Here is a 20,443-nt window from a genome sequence, read left to right on the forward strand (position 1 = left end):
ATGCCAACTTACAAGATTGCTGTTCTGCCAGGAGATGGAATTGGCAAAGAGGTTATGCCGGAAGCCATCAAAGTGCTCGATACTGTCGGGCGTCTTTGTGGGGTCGGATTTGATTATAACCACTTTGACTGGAGTTGCGAGACTTGGTTGAAGACCGGGCAGATGATGCCCGAAGCTGGCATGAGCCAGTTGGCGCAAAATGACGCTATCCTGTTGGGTGCTGTAGGTTATCCCGGTGTTCCGGATCACCTGTCCTTATGGGGCCTTCTTCTCAAGATCCGCAGAGAGTTTGATCAGTATGTAAACCTGCGTCCTGTTCGGCTTTTGCCGGGGATTCCGTGCCCTCTGGCCAACAAGAAGCCGGGAGATGTGGATTTTTGGATCGTTCGGGAAAATGTTGAGGGCGAGTACTCCCAGGTCGGAGGCCGGTTTGCAGAGGGAACGGAAGCGGAAGGTGTCGTTCAGAGTGCTGTCTTTACAAAGTTCGGTACAGACCGGATCCTGCGCTATGCCTTTGAACTGGCGCGGAAGCTAGGCCGTCCGCATGTAACATCCGCTACCAAGTCTAATGGTCTGTATCATTCCATGCCGTATTGGGATGAACGCTTTGCTGCAATCGGTGCGGAATACCCGGGTGTTCGTATGGATCAATATCATATCGATATTCTTGCCGCGCGTTTTGTGATGTCTCCAGAGCGATTTGATGTTGTTGTGGGAAGCAATCTATTTGGTGACATTCTTTCTGATTTGGGGCCCGGAATGACAGGAACAATTGCTGTTGCCCCGTCTGCCAATATTAATCCTGAGAAAAAATATCCGTCCATGTTCGAGCCCGTACATGGGTCTGCTCCGGACATTTTCGGGCAGAATATTGCCAATCCGATAGGGCAGATCTGGGCAGCTTCCATGATGTTGGATCATCTCGGAGAGGCCGAGGCTGCGGCTCTGATTTTGAAAGCCATGACAGACGTTCTTTCCACCCAGAGCGCTCCTCGTACGCCCGATATGGGAGGCCTTGCCAGAACGTCAGATGTAGGGAATGCCATCGCAAAAGCGCTGACTTCAGGCATTTGATAGGCATCGAAGATTAACATGGGGAAACCGTTCCAATAACGGAATCATATGCCGCCCAAAGAGGGGAAACGGGAGAATGAACTAAACCGAATATGCAACGAATTGTCTGACAGAAAGAATGCGAATACGGTTCTCTGAGAATTCGAGGAGAGCCCGCTACCGATGGGAACAGACATGTCAGATTCAGCGCAAATGTTCGTTCTTCAATGTTTCGGTTCCAAGACTCTCTCAAAAGCGGCAAAGAGGCCGGGACGCTTGGTTCTCCTCACGCTCTCAACTTGGTTGTCCATGCAAGGGGCAGTCGCTGCAGGCGTTGCTCATCACCGTCATGCCCGCCCTTCCAGCAAAATCGTACATCATGGTGTAAGCCCCCTTGAGGCAAAGCCTCTCGCGGCGGCTTCTGTGCATCATGATGTTGAGTCTCACGCAACGGAAAGCGTTGTAGTACACAGGGGCGTAGCCTCAGCTACCGGTGTGACGAACACAACGCCGGGAGGTGGTCTGATGCCTCCACAGACCGTGGCGAAGTCACGTAGCGGTATCACGCGGGACTTCATCGCAAAGCAGAGCCCGACTGCAAATCCTGTTTCTATGGTAGCCAGTCTTCCCGGGGTTGTTTACTCTGGGAATGACCCTCTGGGCACGAATGATGATCAGCAAGGGCTGAGTGTTCGGGGTTTGGATCAAACGGAAATCGGATATCTTTACGAAGGTATTCCCACTGCTGCTCCGGTCTATCTTCTGCCATATACGTCTTCCACAGCGGATAACGAAAACATCCAGAGCATTACCTTGACGCAGGGATCGCCTGACATCACGTCGCCTCTATACAACGCGGTGGGGGGGGAGTTGACGGAAAGCCTTCGTGACCCGTCACACAAGTTTGGCGGCCTTGCGAACTTCTCTTACGGCTCTTTCAGTCTGAAGCGTGAATTTATCCGTATGGATACCGGAGATATCGGTCATACAGGAATTCGTGGATTTCTATCTTTTTCGGCTAGAACGGCTGATGAATGGCGCGGTGTCGGTCAGACGCGGCGTTATCATGTGGATGGGAAATTCGTGAAGGAGTGGGGAGACGGGAACAAAGCATCCTTCGTCCTTTCCTATAATGATCCTCTTCAGTATTATCTGCGCGCGCCTACAAAGTCGCTGTGGCGTCAGCAAGGCGTGAACTACAATTACGCAGACAAGTATAAAAAAGGTAATTCAGATTACTATAAGCTTCAGGAAAATGTGCATCGCACGCTTATCCTAGGCGCGCCGGTTAATCTGAATCTCGGTCATGGGCTCAGTTTCAATACAACGCCATATTTCACCTACGCTACGGGATACGATAACGGCGGTACGACACTGTCGAGAAATGGCAGTTATTACGGCAATCAGCCTGCTGGAACTCTGCAGAACACAGGAACCAGTAGCGGGAGTTCTTTTTCGGCGGTTTCGATCGATAAGTATGACCTGTATTACAGTGGAATAAATACAACTCTGTCCTGGACCAAGGGGAATAACACGCTAGCTGTTGGATATTGGTATTCCTACTTTGATCAGTCCGAGCCGTCTCTGTACGAAGCGCTCGGTCCGGATGGGCAGGTGTCCAGTATGTATGGACAATGGGCAGTTAAAACGCAGGATGGGTCACTTCTGTCCCAGTATAATATTCATCTTATCCAACAGACAAACTCTCTGTTCATCAACGATACTTACAAGACCCTGAATGATCGCCTGAATCTGACGACCGGTTTCAAAGAAACGATGGTGACTCGTAAGGTGACGCAGAATATACCGGGGGCGAATTATCAGAATGGGCAGAGTGATGCTGCGCCGCTGCCTCAGGTCTCCATCAGTTACAAAATTACGCCTCATGACCAAATTTACATTAACGGAACAACATCCTTTCGTCTGCCAGCTTCCATCATGTCATATGTCGATCGTTATAGTGTCTCTACCGGAGTACAGACGAGGTCTCACACTGTTAACCCCAAATCTGAATATGCGATCGGAGAGGAAATCGGGTATCGTCATACTGGTCTCGTCAGTGTTGCACTAGCACTCTTCAACTATAATTTTACGAACCGGCAGATCAATACGACGACGTATGCCAGCGGTACGCCTGTGACAGAGTCTATCAATGGTGGTGGCCAGACAGCTCGTGGTGCACAGATTGAGATGGGACTACGCCCCTGGCATCATTTCAGCCCGTATGTTTCAGCACAGTATTTGCATGCGACGACGGACAACAACCTTCAAGTTGGTAATGATTACGTTCGGTCTGCTGGAAAAATTGCTGTTAAAAGCCCGAAGGTCACGGTTGCGGTTGGTTTGTCTTATGACGACGGAAGCCTCTTCGGGGCCTTCAACATGAATTATGTCAGTAAACAGTACTCAACGTTTATGGATGATGAAAGCATTCCATCCTTTGAGACGTTCAATCTTAATTTCGGATATCGCTTTCATAGTTATATGTATCTCAAGCATCCACAAGTTCAGCTTAACCTTATGAACATTGGCAACAACGGTTTCCTTTCCGGGGTGAGTGGCCTCAGCACGAACGCCAAATCTACAAAAGGTGTGTACGGAACCACCATAGCCGGAAGTTCGCCGACCTATTTTGTTGGCGGAGGCTTTGCTGGAGTTCTTTCCTTCACCACTGGGTTCTAATCAGCTTTTTTCAGGAAAATTCAGATCATGACATGCAAACCTAAAGTTCTGACATTCGACGTAGTTGGAACGCTGATCGATTTTGAAAATGGGATGAAAAACGCCCTTCTGAAAATTTTGGGAAAAGAGGGTAAAACAATAGATTTTGAAGCATTTTTAACGGAATACCGGGCCTTGCGGAACCGTCCAGACAAAATGTTGTTTCCAGAAGATTTGGCACCTATCTATCTGATCTTGGCAGAAAAATTCTCCCTTCCAACAGGGCAAGGAGAAGAAGAGGCGTTTGTTCAAAGTGCTACCTCATGGCCGGCCTTTAACGACAGTGTGGAAGCTCTGAAAAGATTGCAAAAACATTTCCATCTTGTCGCCATGACGAATGCACGGAGATGGGCATTTGATGGTATGGACAAGACGCTCGAATACCCTTTTTTCAAAGGGTTTACGGTAGACGAAAGCGGTTTTGAAAAACCTGATCCGCAGTACTTCAGCTATGTGCTGGAACAGCTTGCGCCACATGGGTACACGAAAGAAGATGTGCTGCATGTTGCCCAGAGCCAGTTCCATGACATCGGAATTGCACGAGAGCTAGGTTATACCGTTTGCTGGATCGAGCGGCGGAAGGCGGTCGGCGGCGGTTTTGGAGGCACTGTCGCGGTGCAGGAACTGACGACACCTGATTATCATTATCATACCCTTGCTGAACTGGCGGATGCTGCGGACCGCGGTGAACTCGTTATGGTTGCCTGAGTGCGCCGTTGAATCTGCTGCATGGTCAAAACCATTCAGCAGATTTCTCTGCAATGAGAAGTATTTTGAGTAAAATAATTAGCTAATCCGTGTTTATATCGAAATGAAAGCGGCCTTCTGGGAGGCTTGCATGATGGCAACGGAGACTTGAATGATTTCTTTCAATCAGATGTTTGGCTCTGTTGTTTTGCATGCTTCTTTGCTTACGCACTTCGCTTTCTGAAGAATGAAGATGCAGGTAGGCTCTGTCCTTCATCGGCGATCTGTTCTGAAAGCGACAGGGCTTCTGGTTGCTGGAATGACGTCTCACTCTGTGAAGGCAGTTCCTGTTTCTGGTGGGCATTTGAAAGTAGCTGGGGCAGTCGGATCGTCTTCAGAGACTCTTGATCCGGCACGTCAATCCATGGCAACGGACTATATCCGAGGTCATTTGTTCTACGATGGCCTGGTTTCGCTGGATGACAGGCTTAATCCTCGCTTTGCACTCGCCGAGGCGCTGGACAGCAACGATTTTCTAACCTGGAAAATTCGTTTGCGCCGAAATGTTCAGTTTCACGATGGAACTGCTCTGACAGCAGATGATGTTGTTTTTTCTCTACGAAGGCATCAGGATCCTGGGGTGGGATCGCAACAATACGCCCTAGCTCGCACCATGCAGTCTGTGCGTGCTGTATCGCCGGGTTTGGTAGAAATCGTTCTAGATGCCCCGAATTCGGATTTTCCAGCTATTCTTGGGATCAGTAATTTTGCTATTTTGAAAGCGGATACAACAGATTTCAAAGTGCCAAATGGTACAGGTCCTTTTCGGTGCCAGGAATTTACACCAGGTATCAGGACGGTAGCTGTAAGAAATCCGGAATTCTGGGGTGATAGACCCTATCTTGAGAGTGTTGAACTGATTGCTATCCCCGATGAGATGGCACGGCATAACGCTCTGATGTCTGGGGATGTGGACCTGATAGCAACTGCCAACCCGCGGCTTGTTCAAATGCTGAAACAAGGTGGTTTCGGCGTTGTGGAAAGTCCGGTCGGAACCTACACGGACTTATCTATTCGGCTGGATCAGAAGTACGGACGCTCACCGGAATTTGTCGAAGGCGTCAAATTCCTTCTTAATCGGGACCAGATCCGGAAATCCGTCTTTCTCGGCTTTTCGCGGGTTGGGAATGACCAGCCCATTCCACCGGAAAGTCCTTACTTCAATAATCAGTTGCCCCAGCGCACTTACGACCCGGACAAAGCGCGGTTTCTATTCAAGCGAAGTGGGTTTCTGGACGAAACAATTCCGCTGGTCTGTTCTCCTGCTGCTTTAGCATCCGTCGATATTGCTGTTGTCCTGCAATATGCAGCATCCCAAATCGGGCAGAAAATGGCGGTGCATCGTGTTCCCGCAGATGGCTATTGGACGCAGTACTGGATGAAGGCCCCTTTGGGCTTTGGCAATATCAACCCGAGGCCCGCGCCCAGCCTGACATTTGAGCTTGGTTTTGCAAGTACATCTCCGTGGAATGAATCCCGCTGGCGTAATCCACATTTCGACGGCCTCCTGCGGGACGCCAAATCGACTCGGGATGATAGCAGAAAGCGCCAGCTTTACTGGGACATGCAGGAGCTTGTGTCGTCTGGATCGGGGATATGTATCCCGAATTTCACGAATAGTCTTGATGCTTATGCCCCGCATGTCTGTGGGCTTCGCCCCAGTCAGGCTGGCCAGTTGATGGGCTATGATTTTGCGCGTTCGGTCTGGCTCAATGAAAATCGGGGGAGGAAGGTTTGAACAGCCAAACCCTGAAGTCGATTGGTTGGCGTTTTTTTGCCGCAGCAATGTCGCTTGTCTTTGTGATCGTGACTGTTTTTGCCATCACAAATGTCCTTCCTGGCGATGCGACAGATGCGGTTTTGGGTCAGGGTGCGACGCCGCAGGCGGTAGCGGTCATGCGGCATGATCTGGGTCTGGACCGACCTGTATTTTTTCGTTTCTGGTTCTGGCTTTGGGGTGTTCTGCATGGTGATTTTGGGCACTCCCTCTTGAATGGTCTGTCCGTTGCGGATGCTATTGGCCCGCGTCTGCACAACTCGCTACTCCTTGCGGGCGCTTCTGCGGCGGTTTCCGTCCCTTTCTCGCTCTTTTTGGGCATCACGTCGGCCATCTGGAAAGACACGGTCTATGATCGTGTCGTATCAATTATGACGCTGGGGATGGTGTCCGTCCCTGAGTTCGTGATCGCTACGATGGCGGTGTATGTTTTTGCTGTGCGGTTACACCTTTTGCCTGCACTGGCAGACGTCGGAAGTGTCCATTCGCTCAGGCAGTTTCTCTCTGCCTTTTTTATGCCTGTCGCCAGCCTTGCGCTCGTAACTCTCGCGCAGATGGTTCGTATGACGCGTGCTGCGATGGCCGATGCATTGTCCGCGCCCTATATCGAAATGGCTCTTCTCAAAGGTGTTGGCCCGATACGACTGATCCTTGTGCACGCCATTCCCAATGCGATCGGACCGATCGTCAATGCTGTAGCTCTGAGTCTTTCTTCCCTGCTTGGTGGGGTTGTCGTGATTGAAGTTGTGTTCACATACCCTGGAATTTCTGGCCTGATGGTGGATGCTGTCAGTTCACGCGATGTTCCGACGGTACAGGCCTGTGCGCTTGTTTTCTGTGTGACCTATCTCTTTCTCACAACGTTTGCCGACATTGTTACGATCCTGTCTCTGCCGAGAGGGAGAAAAGCATGATCGCCATGATCGGGAAGTTCCGCAGCAGGCATGACAGGGCGCTTCTATTGATTGTGTTCTGGCTTCTTCTAGCGCTTTTCGGGCCGCTGTGCTCGTCTCACGATCCGGGCGCGATTGGTAGCCAGTCTGTCTTTTCGGCTCCTTCAGTCGCTCATCTTTTGGGAACAGACTATCTTGGACGAGACACACTGGCGAGGTTGCTGAACGGTATTCGACACACAGTGCTCCTGTGCTTCGCATCGACGCTAGTGTCATGTTCTGTCGGCACATTCCTAGGGATTGCGGCGGTTACGGCCAGGCCGTGGGTGGAGGCCCTGACAGGAAGGCTGGCAGACGGGTTTTTGTCCATTCCCAGTCTGCTCTTCGCTCTGTTGGTCATTGCCGTATTTGGAACATCGACGACGGCTCTGATTGTGACGATGGGAGTTATTTATACGCCCGGAGCATATCGCACGAGCCGTGCGTTGGCTCAAAGGATCGCACGGCTCGATTTCGTGACCGTGGCGCGAGCCAGAGGTGAAAGCACGTCTTATATAATCCTGCAGGAAATTCTTCCCAACATGGCAGGCCCGATGATTACAGACGTGGGGCTGAGATTTATCTACTCGGTGCTGCTGCTCAGTAATCTTAGCTTTCTCGGGATTGGTGTTCAGCCGCCGAAAGTTGATCTGGGTTCCATGGTTCGGGAGAACATGCTGGGTATGGCATATGGTTCGCCTGCAATGATCGTACCGGTCGTCGTGATAGGAATACTGACGGTAGGCATTAATCTTGCGCTAGATTCCAGCAGTGGAAGGCGCTGAACATGGCTGCCACCATTCAGGTCGACAATCTTGAGATCGTGGGGCGTCGAGGAAAGGGCACGGAACTTCCGATCGTCTGTAATGTCAGTTTTTCGGTCCAGCGCGGAGAAATGTTGGCGCTGATTGGGGAATCCGGCTCCGGCAAGACCACGGTGGCACTTTCACTGCTCGGCCACATCCGGAAAGGATGCCGAATTGCTGGCGGGACGATCCGGGTTGCGGGATATGACGTGACGGCTTTGACTCCGCATGAATGCCGCTCCATTCGGGGGCGAGTGATCAGCTATGTCGCGCAGAATGCCGGAAGTGCCTTTAATCCGGCATTGTCCATCATGCGGCAGGTCGTAGAGCCAGCTTTGGTTCATCGCACTTTGCCCAGGCGGGATCTGGAAGCCAGGGCAGTTTCCCTGTTCCGGGCGCTAGCGCTTCCTGACCCCGAAACAATCGGTGAAAGGTACCCGGGAGAGTTGTCGGGTGGCCAGTTGCAGCGGTTAATGGCCGCCATGGCTCTGATGACAGACCCAGAAGTCGTCGTTTTCGATGAGCCGACGACAGCTCTGGATGTCACGACCCAGATTGAAGTGCTTTCTGCCTTCAAGGCCGTTTTCGCAGAGCGCGGCATAACGGGCGTGTATGTGACGCATGATCTGTCGGTTGTGGCACAGATTGCCGATCATGCCGTCGTCCTCAAAGATGGAGCCATCCGGGAAGCCGGAACGGTCTCGAAGCTCCTGTTTAAGCCCGAGGATCCTTATAGTCAGGCCCTTCTTGCTGCTGCGGAACCCCGTTCACGACAAGCGGACCTTGCCAGACAGCCTGAGCAACGTAGCCTGCTGGACGTGCGTAATCTGGTGGTGGGGTACGGGCAACACACCGCCGCTGGACTGCCAGAGAAAGTGGTAGTCAATCATGTCAGCTTCAGTGTTCCGAGAGGACGTATGCTGGGCGTGATTGGGGAATCCGGTTGTGGAAAGAGCACCTTGGCTCGCGCGATTTCCGGCCTTCAGCCCTGGGCAGCCGGAGAGCTTTTGCTGAATGGAGAACCGCTGACTGGGAACGTGAGAGAGCGTACGCCTGATCAGCGACGCCATCTGCAGCTTGTGGCTCAGAACGCAGATAGCGTGCTGAACCCTTCGAAACCCATAGGACAAACCCTTGCGCGGGTCGTTCGTTTTTATGGAGGTTTGCGAGGGGCTGCCGCCACACGGCGTGTGAATGAGTTGCTGGATATGGTTCGCCTTTCACCCTCACTCGCATCCCGTCTGCCTTCGGAGCTTTCTGGCGGCCAGAAACAGAGGATCAACTTTGCACGGGCACTGGCAGCCGATCCGCAGATCGTATTGTGCGATGAAATTACAGCGGCCCTGGATACGGTTGTGGCGGCTGCCATCCTAGATCTGATGAAAGAATTACAGCGTGATCTGGGGCTTTCGTTCATCTTTATTACCCATGATCTGCATGCTCTTCAGTCCATCTGTGATCTTGTTGCCGTGCTGTATGCGGGACAGGCCGTGGAGGTTGGTCCAGCTATGGCATTGGGGAAGGGCGTGCATCATCCTTACACCCGGCTGCTGCATGATTCCGTTCCTCTCATGGAGCCAGGGTGGCTGGAGAGTACACGAATAAGGCACGCGGATGAAGCAATGCCTGCGACCCTATTAAATTCACTCTCTCTTGATCCAGAGCTATGCTGCTTTCTTGCGCGATGCCCTGATCGTGTGAGCGGCCTCTGTGACAGAGTTCCTCCTCCTGTTCGCTCTGTTCCAGCAGGCCCCAGAGTTCTTTGTCATTTGCCTGCGTCAATCTGTTCGGAGTTTTTGACATGACATTTTTCCTGAACGATCCAGATCTTTTCCGTCAGACTGCCTTTCTCGGAGGAGACTGGAAAGCATCCACGAGCGGCAAGACCCTGACTGTCGATAACCCTTCAACAGGTGAGATCATCGGCAGTATTCCGGCCTGCACGGCTGAAGAAACCCGTGCTGCCATCGAAAGCGCGCGGATTGCGCAGGGCAAATGGCGTCGGAGTTCAGCCGCAAATCGTGCGGGTCTGCTGATGGCATGGTACCAGTTGATGCTGGACCACGCTGATGATCTGGCCAAAATCATGACACTTGAGCAAGGTAAGCCTCTGGCAGAAGCCAAGGGAGAGGTTGCTTATGCTGCATCGTTCCTCAAATGGTTCGCGGCTGAAGCCGAGCACGTACAGGGCAGTGTACTGGTGCCGACAGCCGAGCGTCGGGTCATCATCCTGAAAGAGCCAGTGGGAGTGACGGCGGCCATTACGCCTTGGAATTTCCCTCTTGCCATGATTACCCGCAAATGTGCCCCGGCTCTTGCCGCAGGGTGCAGCATGGTGATCAAACCGTCCGAACTCACACCGTATTCTGCTCTGGCTCTAGCCGTTTTAGCAGAACGTGCAGGTCTTCCAAAAGGGCTCCTGTCTATTGTGACGGGCTATGCGCAGGAGATTGGTCCGGAACTAACCTCAAGTCCGGTTGTGCGCAAACTGTCTTTTACGGGCTCTACGAAAGTTGGGGCGCTGCTGATGCGTCAGTCCGCGGACACGATCAAAAAGCTCAGTCTTGAACTGGGCGGGAACGCTCCTCTCATTGTCTTTGATGACGCCGATCTTTCTGTTGCGGTGTCCGGAACAATGCTGAGCAAATTCCGGAACGCCGGACAGACCTGTGTTTGCGCGAACCGTGTTTACGTTCAATCCGGAATTCATGATGCATTTCTGGAGAAACTCGCAGCAGAGGTGATGACTCTGAAGACGGGCGATGGATTTGATCCGCAAACGCAGATTGGGCCGCTGATTAACGACGCTGCTGTCGCCAAGGTGAAAGAACATGTAGAAGACGCTTTGGCTAAGGGCGCTCGCATTGTGGGTAAACCACTGGACATTAACGGTCGGTTCGCATCTCCCGTACTACTGGCGGATGTGACGTCCGAGATGCGGATTGCACAGGAAGAAACGTTTGGTCCGGTCCTGCCCGTTTTTCGCTTCGATAACGAGCAGGATGCAGTTCAGCAGGCTAATGCTACCCCCTTCGGTTTGGCGAGCTATTTCTTCACGAGTGACATCGCGAGAGGTTGGCGGGTTGGCGAGGCTCTCGATTTTGGCATGGTAGGACTGAACACCGGTTCCATCTCCCTTGTGTCAGCACCCTTCGGGGGCGTGAAGCAGTCCGGGCTCGGCCGGGAAGGGGGCGCACTGGGCCTCGAAGAATTCCTGGAAGTGAAGAGCTTTCACATTGGACTGCCGACTGCACAATGACCTCCGTTGAAGAGGAAATGGCCTGACTTATGGCAATCGCGCCCAAGCTTGATCGTATTGATCTTAAAATCCTTGCTCAGCTGCAGAAGAATGGTCGGCTGACCAATGTAGAACTGGCAAACCGTGTCGGGCTGTCTGCGAGCCCATGTCTCATTCGTGTCAAGCGGCTGGAAGCAGCCGGGTACATTGTGGGATATGGGGCGCAGATTGCCCTGCAAAAAATCTCAAGCGTTATGACTGTCTTTACAGAGGTCACACTGTCAGATCACAGACGGGATGATTTTTTTCGCTTTGAGACTGCAATGCAGAAAGTAGAATCTCTGGTGGAGGCGCATCTTATCAGTGGTGGCTATGATTACTTGCTGAAATTTATGGTTAGAAATATTGATCATTATCAGGGAACAATAGAGTCTCTTCTGGACCAAAATATCGGCATCGAGAAGTACTTTAGTTATATTGTTATAAAGTCCCCCATTTTAAAGCCGGCATTTTTGATTGAAAGTCTTACCAGAAACACGGAGCGTTCGTTATGAGCCTAGAAAACGCGAATGTACGTGAACAAACGGCCATTAACCTCCGGAGTATGACCGAGGAAGATCTGGGGGCTGCATCGGGTCTATCAAAGGTATTGGGGTGGCCACACCGTCTCGAAGACTGGGATTTCATGCTGCGTCTTGGTCATGGGTTAGTGGCGATGTTGGAAAATGGAGAAATCATTGGCACCATTATGTGGTGGTCGTTTGGGGAACGTCACGCCACAGTCGGGCTTATTATTGTCAACGGTGCGTGGCAAGGGCACGGGATCGGCACAAACATGCTGACCACCGTGCGCAGGCTTCTGCCGGGCTGCTCAATATCCCTTAATGCGACGTCGGCTGGCCAGCCGCTCTATGAAAAACTGGGTTTTGTTCCGACGGGGATTGTGGAGCAGCATCAGGGTAATGGTGTGTCTTCTCCCATCATTGCTCTGGATGCGGGCCAGCGACTGCGTCCGGTTGTTCAATATGATCTTCAGGATCTCATAGCGTTCGATAGGGCCGCTACGGGGATGGATCGATCTGCGCTTGTTGAGGAGCTGGTGCAGAACGCCAAAGGCGTGGTGATCGATACGGAAGAGGGGATCAGGGGATACTCGTTCTGCCGTCGGTTCGGATGGGGCTGGCTGATTGGTCCTGTCGCAGCGGAAACGACAGAGCAGGCAAAGGCGCTCATTTCTCATTGGATCGGAACGTATGGTGGAGAATTTATCAGAATTGATACGCCGACTTCATCTGGTCTCTCAGGCTGGCTGGATGAAATGGGGCTGATCCGTGTGGACGTCGTCAACACAATGTCCACCGAGCCTGTGGTGATCTCTGAACATGCTCCGCAATATTTTGCTCTGACCAGTCAGGCTCTCGGTTAAGGATTATTGAAATGTCTTTTGTGCTGAAATCTACTGAAGAGCGTGCACGTTTGTGGAAGCCAATGTTCGCTAGCGAACTGCCTGAGCTTGCGTTTCATATCTGGCCTGAGACCGGCGATCCGCAGAGGGTTCGCTACCTGGCGGCGTGGCAGCCACCGGAAAATCTGGCAGAAAACTTTCCTAATCTTGAAGTGCTCTTTTCTGTTGGTGCAGGTGTGGATCAACTGAACCTTGCCTCAATCCCCGAAAATGTCCGGGTCGTCCGCATGATGGAGCCAGGCTTGACGGAGGGAATGATAGAATACGTCCTCTGGGCTGTTCTTTCTTATCATCGGAATATGTTCCAATACGCGCGTCAGCAAGGGGCGCATGTCTGGAAAGGTGCGCCAAATGTATCTTCAAGCCTGTTTCGGGTTGGCGTGATGGGCATGGGAGCGCTTGGTACGCCTGTCCTAAAAAAGCTGTCGCAGTTTGGATACGTCTGTCATGGCTGGAGCAGAAGCCGACATGACATTCCCGGAATCAAAAGCTATGCAGGGCCTGAAGAACTGGATGCTTTTCTGGCGGCCACAGATATCCTTGTATGCTTAATGCCCCTGACTGAAGCCACAAAAGGCATCTTAAGCCGGAAACTGTTTGAAAAGCTTCCAAAAGGGGCCTGTCTTATCAATTGTGGCAGGGGAGGGCATCTCGTACAGGATGATCTGCTCTGGGCACTGGATAATGGCCAATTGAGTCAGGCGGTTCTTGACGTGACTGATCCCGAACCCCTCCCTGAGGGTCACCCACTCTGGGATCATCCGTCAATTGTTCTCACACCCCATATCGCCAGTTCGTCTCGTGCAGCAGCGGGTGGAGAAATGATTATAAAAAATATTATGCAGTATGAAAATGCACTGAATATGATCGGAGAGATTGACAGATCTTTCGGATACTAAAAATATAAGTGTGTTTTTCATACTCTATGATGAGACGATTTCGAGAGTTCTAAGACCTCTTAAGTCTTGATATAGTCTGCTGTAGCAGCAATGAGGGTGGCGAAGAGGAAGAATGCGGCTATCTTCTCATGTCGGATTGCGACAGCCTGCCATTCCTTGAGCCTCGTCCACAGTTTTAGACCAGATACCGGTGTCTGTAAGCTCATTTGAGGCAGACGGACCCTGGATCATTCTTCTTTGACAGGATGACAGGACGAGATTTCCGGTTTCAGATATCTTCCGTGAGAACCTTCTGCTGAAGGAGGAGAGGGAACTGCTAAAAAAGGCGACACAGTTCTTCGCGAACCAAAGATCGTGAGGTTTGCGTTCATTGCGCGATATCACGGTCCGCTTTCCCGTGAACGGGTCTGTCGGCTATTTGGTATCAGCGACCGAGGTTTGAGTGCCTGGCGACGTCGTCCGGCCTGTCCCGCAGAAGGCAGTATGATGCTCTGATGGTCCATATCCGCACCATTCACGCGCAGAGCAGGCGAAGCTATGGACGCCCCCGCATGACAGAGGAACTCAGAGCTCGTGGCTTTTCTGCCGGACATCGCCGTGTGGGACGGCTGATGCGGGAGAATGACATCCGGGTTGTCCGAACGCAGCGCTTTAAAGTGACCACGAAGAGCGCTCACAGTTATGCCATTGAACCCAACCTTCTGCGACAGGCCTTAAGCACAGGTCCGAAAGTTGAGTAGGCTCTCACATCCTACATCAATGATTTCTATAATCCGCAGAGGCTGCGCTCCGCAATTCAATGGAAAAGCACTCTGGATCATGAGCGCAGCGCCGCTTAACAGATAACCTATGGTCCGGAACTAAACCGGGACACGTCCATGGCGTTTCTGTTCCATAATTCTTCCTTCCACTCACGTGAAAATATCACACCATCAAATTCCGGGACCAAACACCTAAAGAACAGCATGGATTTTGAGGCCAAGTGCATCAACCTCTGGCTTGTTTTTCTGAAGATTGGTTCTCCAAATATGTTGATAGTCCGGCTGGATCGAAAGGCCACGGAAAACGTGAATATTGTAAGTCGCTTCAAACGTCATGACGTGACTCTGCGGATAATCTGCATTTCCTGGCAGAGAAAGGCCTTGCCGATACCGGATCCATTGTGATGCGATCAGTTGCGGGCTGGCAAATGTTTCAGACCATTCCACGCCCATTGTATCTTGTGGGCGGCTAGGAATGACGCCTCTGTCCACAAAACCGGCATAAACCTGATATGTATAAGGGCTGTTGTTCCCCTGACTTTTCGTGAAACCCGCGATTGCATAAAGGCCGTGCAGGGGCCCATTCCCATTGCGGATCAGCATCTGGTCTGCCTGAAGCCAAATTTGCGTTTTTCCGTTAGTCCAGCGATAGGGCATGCCGGTTCTGGCAGCAGGTTGTAATGACGTGTCATAATAGACGTCTCTGTAATTCGAAGAATCATAAGCAACGCCAAATTTGTAATGGCCTACCAGATTATTTTTTCCGAAAGATGGAATAAGGCCAATTTCAACCGGAATATAGACGCCGGTATAAAGTTTGGTATCCATTCTGAATCCGGTACGGTCGTATCTGTTTGTATTCAGATATGGATTGACACCATACAAGCCGGCCTGAGCGTAAACTCCATGTAATGGCCAGTATCGTACTCTCGTACCCCATGTGGATCCTGGGTACGTCGCATAGCCTGCCGCACCACGGGTAAGGGATTTTGGAATACCACAGTTCGATTTGTTCATAAAAGTGCAGAACAAAGGAGAATTGGCAAAATCAATATTGACAGGCATCTTGCCTAGAGCAATCTGAACCCGGTTTTTGTAAAGGTCCTGCGTTCCGTAAACATACACAAGATGCACGCCAACATTACCGCCCCCACCGTAAATCTCCTGGAAGCCATTAAGGGATCGTTCCCCCATATCAGATGCTAGATTATGGCCCGCACGGTTAACGAAGACGGCATGTGTCTTGAAACCTTTCCATCCGATTAGCCTCTCCCAGTCCAGATCAAGTTCAACCCCAATCTGGTGGGCATACCCGGCATCACCGCCATGCCCAGCATTCAGGGCGATGGCACTTTCGCTCGTGTAGTCCACGACAATCCCAATTCCCTTTTTATTGAGGCGTTTAACCAGTCTGCCCCACGGGTTGACCATGTTTTCCACTGGTGGCGTAAAAGGCGTATTGGCGTAAGACGTTGGAGTATCCAGAGCGAAAAGAGGGGCAGTTTCGGAGATCGGCCCACGATACTGAGCGTGGGCCGATTGGGTGCATAGCCACCCAGCCGAGAGAGCACCAAGGGCAATGAGCCTTCGGCGAAAAAATAGGGAATACATCATGGTATTACCTCGGAGCGAAACATTGTTCTGGACGAAACAACGCCTCTGCTTGACCCATGCAGAGTTACTGCACTGGCGTTAGGAGAGGTGCGCCCGCAAAATGTGCGGTCAGATTGGCAATAACCAGACGCCCCATCTGGAGGCGTGTTTCCACAGTAGCGCTGGCGCGGTGAGGCTGGAGAACAACGTTTTTCATCGTGAGAAGAGCCTCTGGAACCGTAGGCTCATTTTCGAAAACGTCCAGAGCAGCCTTCCCCAGTTTTCCTTGCGTGAGCAACTCTATCAAGGCCTGCTCATCCACAACGCTTCCTCGGGAGACATTCACGAGCAGTCCGTATGGACCGAGGGCTTCCATGACATCACGGCTGATGAGATGTCGAGACTGTGCACCGCCAGAAGCTGAGACAACCAGAATATCGCTCTGTTCAGCGAGTGCTCGTAGGTCAGGAACAAAAGGCGCTTCTGGCAATGACAGATCACGGCGGGAGTAATAGGAAACAGGCATATCAAAGCCACGCGCACGCTTGGCAATAGCCTGCCCGACCTGTCCCATGCCGACAATTCCGAGTTTCTGTCCCGTCACTTTACGAGCCAAGGGAAGTTGACCGACACCCCATTGATGATCCCGAACGAACTGATCTCCCGGAACCAGATCACGCATTGCCGCCAGCATCAGTGCCATGGCGAGATCCGCGACATCATCCGTCAGAACATTCAAGGTTGTAGTTACGCCAATATTACGTCGTGCTGCTTCTTTCAGGTCAACGGCATCCGTTCCGACACCATTGATAGCAATGACTTCAAGGTTCGAAAGGCTCTGCATTAGCTGGTTTGGCACTCCAGTTCCGCCGCCTGTTGCAATCCCGCGAATACGCGCGGCAACATCTGGCGGAATAATCGAACCATCGTAACGATGCACAATATATGTGGCATCAAGAATAGCTTCGATTTCAGGCATCATGGGTTCAACAAGAAGTATTTCCGTCTTCATGACCGCAAAAACCCTTTTCATCATTCTATTTCAAAGAAGTGTGACGGTAACAGGCGCTAATGGGCCAATCTGGACTTCAGCGATCGTGCCTGCGGAAACAAATTCAGTTCCCGTCATGGACCCGGTCGTGACGATCGTCCCTGTCTGTATGGGGAAACCCCTTTTGGCAGCATGGTTGGCAAGCCAGACAAGAAGTCGCATCGGATCACCGGCGGAATTTCCTCCAGTATGATCAATGAGTGTTTTACCGTTCAAAGTGAGACGGACCCGTTCATCAACCGGCACAAGGCGTTGCCAGTCATCCAGGGGCGCTCCGTAAATAAGGGCGCCATGGTTTCCCTGATCCGCCAGGTGAACCAAACCGGACTGGGATCCGGGTGTGCAAAAGCGCGTGTCGAAAATCTCGATTGCGGCGTGTACACTTACAATGGATTTGCGAATATCCTCCTCTGTCCACGGCTTGGAGCGCATTGGCAGAGATGAGCCAAAAACATAGACGATTTCTGCTTCAACACCGTAGAGGCGACAGAAATCCACTGGAAGTTTGGTATCTCCCGAAAAAATTGTCTTCTGATGTAGTGGAGCACAAAAAGGTTCGCTGTCTGGGGTTGGAGCGCCAACCTTCCACCCTTGGATCGATCCAAAAGATGACATTAAGGCATGCGCTACCCGATCCTGTATTGCGTAAGCCTCTTCTGTATTTTGGGGAACAGAAGATGCTGGGATCTGTTGCAGGCAATGACCCGTTTTGCGCGCGTCCAGAAGGAGGTCTGCATACTGTTTCAAAGCGTCCGATAACGGCGAATAAACATCAGATGTCATGTTAAACCTCAGGCATGAATTGATCATGATCCGTCTGCGGATGCGTGTGCATGTCAGGCGGTAGTCAGAAGTGTCCTGAAAACTTTAGAGCGAGGAAGCAGACTTTTTAGAACACGTCGTTCTGAGACATCAGATCTCTTCCCTTGGTCTCAGGGATAAAAAAAGTTGCCAAAACCGCAAGCCCGGCCAGAAAAATCACGTAGGTTGCCAATGGTATCCATGCGAACTTGCCACTCGAGACGCCTCCGATGTTGAACCGGGCAAACATCGTGATCAGAAACTGTCCGACCATGGGAGATACACCTCCTGCAATCACGGAGGAAAATTCACGCGTGAACGATACGGCTGTATAACGGTGTCGGACCCCGAACATTTCAGGCAGGAAAGCCCCTTGTGTACCGAACATTCCCCAGGTTGCGACGCCAAGAGCCAGAGACAATGCAATCATTGAGAGAACTGGATTTCCCTGGCTGAAAATGTACCAGACAGGAATAGCGGTCACAGCCTGCAGGATGGCAAATGCACGATACACCCGGACGCGGCCGTAGCGGTCACTCAACCATCCGGCTCCCGGAATTGTAACAGCACCAACAAACGCGGCTCCAATCAGGGCGAGGGTTCCCCATTGGCTGCTCATCCCAACGGTATGCACGAGGTAACTGATCGACAGCACCTGATAGATGGATGAACCACCGTTTTCGGCCATGCGCAAACCAAGTCCAGCCGTGATGGGGCGCCATGAAGTGGTCAGAACTTCGCGGATTGGCATGACTTCTTCATGCTCTTCCTCTTCCTTCAACTTTGCAAAAGCTGGAGATTCCTTCAGTCTCAGCCGCATGTAGAGGGCGATGACGAGAAGAAACGCACTCCCTAGAAATGGCACGCGCCATATCCAGGTCTCTGCAATATTCGGTACGCCCGTGAGCATGCCAAAATAGATCAGTCCCGCTGCAACCGTTCCCATCTGAATCCCGAGGAAGGGGAGGGCGGCAAAGTATCCGCGACGTTCTTTCGGTGCAGACTCCGTCATCATGACCGCTGCGCCAGCCTGCTCGGCACCCGCACCAAACCCCTGCAGAATACGCATGAAAACTAGCAGAAGAGGGGCTGCAATGCCGATTGTGGCATAAGATGGAATAAGTCCAATGGCTGCACTCGCCAGTCCCATGAGTGTTACGGTCAGAAGCAGGACTTTTTTGCGGCCATGACGGTCTCCCAGCCGACCAAAAAAAATACCGCCAATCGGCCGAACTGCAAATCCGATGAAATAGGTCGCGAAGCTTGCAACCAACCCCATGCCAGGAATGGTGCTTGGGAAGAAAAGCGGCCCAAATACCAGCGCTGACGCGAGACTGTAGAGCGCAAAGTCGTAATACTCCATGGCGCTCCCAACAGAGCATGTCCATGCAGCACGACGTAGTTCCTCAGGCGTCATTTCAGGACGCTGTGACAATGCTTCAGTCATAGTCAGAGACTGCTCCTGATCAAGAGGAAGGGGCGTCGTCATCGTCGTTGCGCTCATGATGGGATGACCTTTATCTCCTGTCCTGTACGGACGGATTCCTTGAGGGCCAGTGCAATCCTGAGAGAAGCCACCCCATCCTCGCCTGTTGCGGCAGGTGTTCCTTTGCCATTGATGGCACCGAGGAAACGGGCGACACTGTAGCGGTAAAGATTATGATGAGTGAGGGATATTGGTTGCTCTCCCTCTGCATCTCGTAAAGCAAGACTTCCTACGGGCTTCTGGGACATGCAATCCCGCGCGATCAAAGCCGCTTTGTCTCCGTAAATCTCTATGCCTCCAGGTGCATATGGAACAGCGTAAGACCCGTGAATCTGTACGAGAACGTCTCCAGGGAAGCGCATAACCGCCATCAGACCGTCTTCAATGCCCGAGACACTTTTGCGACCGCTCTGCGTCATGGCAAACACAGAAAGCGGTTCAGTCCCCAGTAAAAAGCGTAAAGTATCAATGTCGTGAATAGTACTATCGAGGATGAGCCCACCCCCGGCGTCGTTAAGGCGCCATCCATCCACTGACTTGGCAAGACAATTGGCATGGAAAACCCGGACGGTATTCAGGTTCCCGATTGTTCCTGCACGCAATTGTTCTCTGAGAGCAATATGCACGGCGGAACAGCGTAAATGATGGTTGGTGCCGAGAACCACACCTCTCTCATGGCAGACACGAACAATGTCTTCAGCGTCGTCCAGCGATAAAGCGAGTGGCTTTTCGCACAGAACGTGCTTCCCGGCACGCGCGGCAGCAAGAGCCTGTTCTTTATGAAACTCGTTTCGAGAACTGATATATACTGCCTGAATTTCCGAATCTTGCAGAATATCGTCAAGCAGCGTTGTATTGCGTGGAATACCATTGGCTTGAGCGTAAGCTTTTCCTCTTTCAGCATTTTGACTGAATACTGTGCAAATTATACCTTCCTGCTGCGAGTGAATGGCATCGATCATCCACTCTTGCGCCACGTTACTAGCCCCAATCAGAGCCCATTTCACGGGTGTTGTCATAAGCCCTCCTTGAGTTTCGTCTCTGATGACGAAACAGAACTTTCAATTAGATCGATCTAAAAGACCGCTGTTCGTACAGGGAATGCTAATTTTG

The 20,443-nt window shown here is 51.7% G+C and carries 17 protein-coding genes; 12 read left to right on the top strand and 5 right to left on the bottom strand.

The annotated features are described in order from the left end of the window. From J4P41_RS11785 to J4P41_RS11840, 12 genes are all read left to right on the top strand, one after another. Positions 1-1,074, top strand: coding sequence for a tartrate dehydrogenase (locus J4P41_RS11785; protein ID WP_426067278.1), 1,074 nt, complete (start codon positions 1-3; stop codon positions 1,072-1,074). Between the two features lie 255 nt (positions 1,075-1,329). Further along, positions 1,330-3,735 carry a TonB-dependent receptor gene (locus J4P41_RS11790; RefSeq protein ID WP_426067279.1) on the top strand — a complete coding sequence of 802 codons (2,406 nt, stop codon included), beginning with the start codon at positions 1,330-1,332 and terminating at the stop codon, positions 3,733-3,735. 27 nt (positions 3,736-3,762) lie between these two features. Further along, a complete protein-coding gene (locus J4P41_RS11795; protein ID WP_426067280.1) occupies positions 3,763-4,482 on the top strand; it encodes an HAD-IA family hydrolase in 720 nt (239 codons plus the stop codon). Positions 4,483-4,708: 226 nt separating this feature from the next. Beyond that, entirely contained in the window at positions 4,709-6,259 is a 1,551-nt protein-coding gene (locus tag J4P41_RS11800; RefSeq protein ID WP_426067281.1) for an ABC transporter substrate-binding protein, read from the top strand. Then, a complete protein-coding gene (locus tag J4P41_RS11805) occupies positions 6,256-7,212 on the top strand; it encodes an ABC transporter permease (RefSeq protein ID WP_426067282.1) in 957 nt (318 codons plus the stop codon). The genes J4P41_RS11800 and J4P41_RS11805 overlap by 4 nt, the downstream gene beginning before the upstream one ends. After that, positions 7,209-8,015, top strand: coding sequence for an ABC transporter permease (locus tag J4P41_RS11810; RefSeq protein ID WP_426067283.1), 807 nt, complete (start codon positions 7,209-7,211; stop codon positions 8,013-8,015). Before J4P41_RS11805 ends, J4P41_RS11810 begins: the two co-directional genes overlap by 4 nt. Before the next feature lie 2 nt (positions 8,016-8,017). Next, the gene (locus J4P41_RS11815; protein ID WP_426067284.1) at positions 8,018-9,841 is read left to right on the top strand and encodes an ABC transporter ATP-binding protein; all 1,824 of its coding nucleotides are present in this window, start codon (positions 8,018-8,020) and stop codon (positions 9,839-9,841) included. Then, entirely contained in the window at positions 9,838-11,295 is a 1,458-nt protein-coding gene (locus tag J4P41_RS11820) for an NAD-dependent succinate-semialdehyde dehydrogenase (protein ID WP_426067285.1), read from the top strand. Before J4P41_RS11815 ends, J4P41_RS11820 begins: the two co-directional genes overlap by 4 nt. Positions 11,296-11,324: 29 nt before the next feature. Further along, complete coding sequence (locus J4P41_RS11825) at positions 11,325-11,828, top strand: Lrp/AsnC family transcriptional regulator (protein ID WP_023941688.1); 504 nt, start codon at positions 11,325-11,327, stop codon at positions 11,826-11,828. Positions 11,829-11,878: 50 nt separating this feature from the next. Further along, on the top strand, positions 11,879-12,700 hold the full coding sequence (locus J4P41_RS11830; protein WP_426067286.1) for a GNAT family N-acetyltransferase: 822 nt from the start codon (positions 11,879-11,881) through the stop codon (positions 12,698-12,700). An 11-nt stretch (positions 12,701-12,711) separates the two neighbouring features. Beyond that, positions 12,712-13,638, top strand: coding sequence for a 2-hydroxyacid dehydrogenase (locus J4P41_RS11835; RefSeq protein WP_426067287.1), 927 nt, complete (start codon positions 12,712-12,714; stop codon positions 13,636-13,638). 494 nt (positions 13,639-14,132) lie between these two features. Then, positions 14,133-14,378 carry an IS3 family transposase gene (locus J4P41_RS11840; RefSeq protein WP_426067288.1) on the top strand — a complete coding sequence of 82 codons (246 nt, stop codon included), beginning with the start codon at positions 14,133-14,135 and terminating at the stop codon, positions 14,376-14,378. Positions 14,379-14,591: 213 nt separating this feature from the next. Here the strand turns inward: J4P41_RS11840 and J4P41_RS11845 are convergent, their stop codons facing one another. From J4P41_RS11845 to J4P41_RS11865, 5 genes are all read right to left on the bottom strand, one after another. Continuing rightward, the gene (locus J4P41_RS11845; RefSeq protein ID WP_426067289.1) at positions 14,592-16,013 is read right to left on the bottom strand and encodes a carbohydrate porin; all 1,422 of its coding nucleotides are present in this window, start codon (positions 16,011-16,013) and stop codon (positions 14,592-14,594) included. Positions 16,014-16,077: 64 nt separating this feature from the next. Beyond that, positions 16,078-17,004 carry a 2-hydroxyacid dehydrogenase gene (locus J4P41_RS11850; protein WP_426067290.1) on the bottom strand — a complete coding sequence of 309 codons (927 nt, stop codon included), beginning with the start codon at positions 17,002-17,004 and terminating at the stop codon, positions 16,078-16,080. A 30-nt stretch (positions 17,005-17,034) separates the two neighbouring features. After that, entirely contained in the window at positions 17,035-17,826 is a 792-nt protein-coding gene (locus J4P41_RS11855) for a 2-keto-4-pentenoate hydratase (protein ID WP_426067291.1), read from the bottom strand. Between the two features lie 106 nt (positions 17,827-17,932). Next, the gene (locus J4P41_RS11860; RefSeq protein WP_211569445.1) at positions 17,933-19,348 is read right to left on the bottom strand and encodes an MFS transporter; all 1,416 of its coding nucleotides are present in this window, start codon (positions 19,346-19,348) and stop codon (positions 17,933-17,935) included. After that, positions 19,345-20,349, bottom strand: a complete 1,005-nt coding sequence (locus J4P41_RS11865) for a Gfo/Idh/MocA family protein (protein WP_426067292.1) — start codon at positions 20,347-20,349, stop codon at positions 19,345-19,347. Before J4P41_RS11865 ends, J4P41_RS11860 begins: the two co-directional genes overlap by 4 nt. Between the last annotated feature and the right edge of the window lie 94 nt (positions 20,350-20,443).

It is taken from the genome of Gluconobacter sp. NFX36 (assembly GCF_049887835.1).
Lineage (GTDB): Bacteria > Pseudomonadota > Alphaproteobacteria > Acetobacterales > Acetobacteraceae > Gluconobacter > Gluconobacter japonicus_A.

Bases quoted from the DNA above. Each gene is read 5' to 3' on its own strand.
- J4P41_RS11785 (WP_426067278.1), top strand. From the start codon at position 1: ATGCCAACTTACAAGATTGCTGTTCTGCCAGGAGATGGAATTGGCAAA.
- J4P41_RS11795 (WP_426067280.1), top strand. From the start codon at position 3,763: ATGACATGCAAACCTAAAGTTCTGACATTCGACGTAGTTGGAACGCTG.
- J4P41_RS11800 (WP_426067281.1), top strand. From the start codon at position 4,709: ATGAAGATGCAGGTAGGCTCTGTCCTTCATCGGCGATCTGTTCTGAAA.
- J4P41_RS11810 (WP_426067283.1), top strand. From the start codon at position 7,209: ATGATCGCCATGATCGGGAAGTTCCGCAGCAGGCATGACAGGGCGCTT.
- J4P41_RS11815 (WP_426067284.1), top strand. From the start codon at position 8,018: ATGGCTGCCACCATTCAGGTCGACAATCTTGAGATCGTGGGGCGTCGA.
- J4P41_RS11820 (WP_426067285.1), top strand. From the start codon at position 9,838: ATGACATTTTTCCTGAACGATCCAGATCTTTTCCGTCAGACTGCCTTT.
- J4P41_RS11825 (WP_023941688.1), top strand. From the start codon at position 11,325: ATGGCAATCGCGCCCAAGCTTGATCGTATTGATCTTAAAATCCTTGCT.
- J4P41_RS11830 (WP_426067286.1), top strand. From the start codon at position 11,879: ATGACCGAGGAAGATCTGGGGGCTGCATCGGGTCTATCAAAGGTATTG.
- J4P41_RS11835 (WP_426067287.1), top strand. From the start codon at position 12,712: ATGTCTTTTGTGCTGAAATCTACTGAAGAGCGTGCACGTTTGTGGAAG.
- J4P41_RS11840 (WP_426067288.1), top strand. From the start codon at position 14,133: ATGGTCCATATCCGCACCATTCACGCGCAGAGCAGGCGAAGCTATGGA.
- J4P41_RS11845 (WP_426067289.1), bottom strand. From the start codon at position 16,013: ATGATGTATTCCCTATTTTTTCGCCGAAGGCTCATTGCCCTTGGTGCT.
- J4P41_RS11850 (WP_426067290.1), bottom strand. From the start codon at position 17,004: ATGAAGACGGAAATACTTCTTGTTGAACCCATGATGCCTGAAATCGAA.
- J4P41_RS11855 (WP_426067291.1), bottom strand. From the start codon at position 17,826: ATGACATCTGATGTTTATTCGCCGTTATCGGACGCTTTGAAACAGTAT.
- J4P41_RS11860 (WP_211569445.1), bottom strand. From the start codon at position 19,348: ATGAGCGCAACGACGATGACGACGCCCCTTCCTCTTGATCAGGAGCAG.
- J4P41_RS11865 (WP_426067292.1), bottom strand. From the start codon at position 20,349: ATGACAACACCCGTGAAATGGGCTCTGATTGGGGCTAGTAACGTGGCG.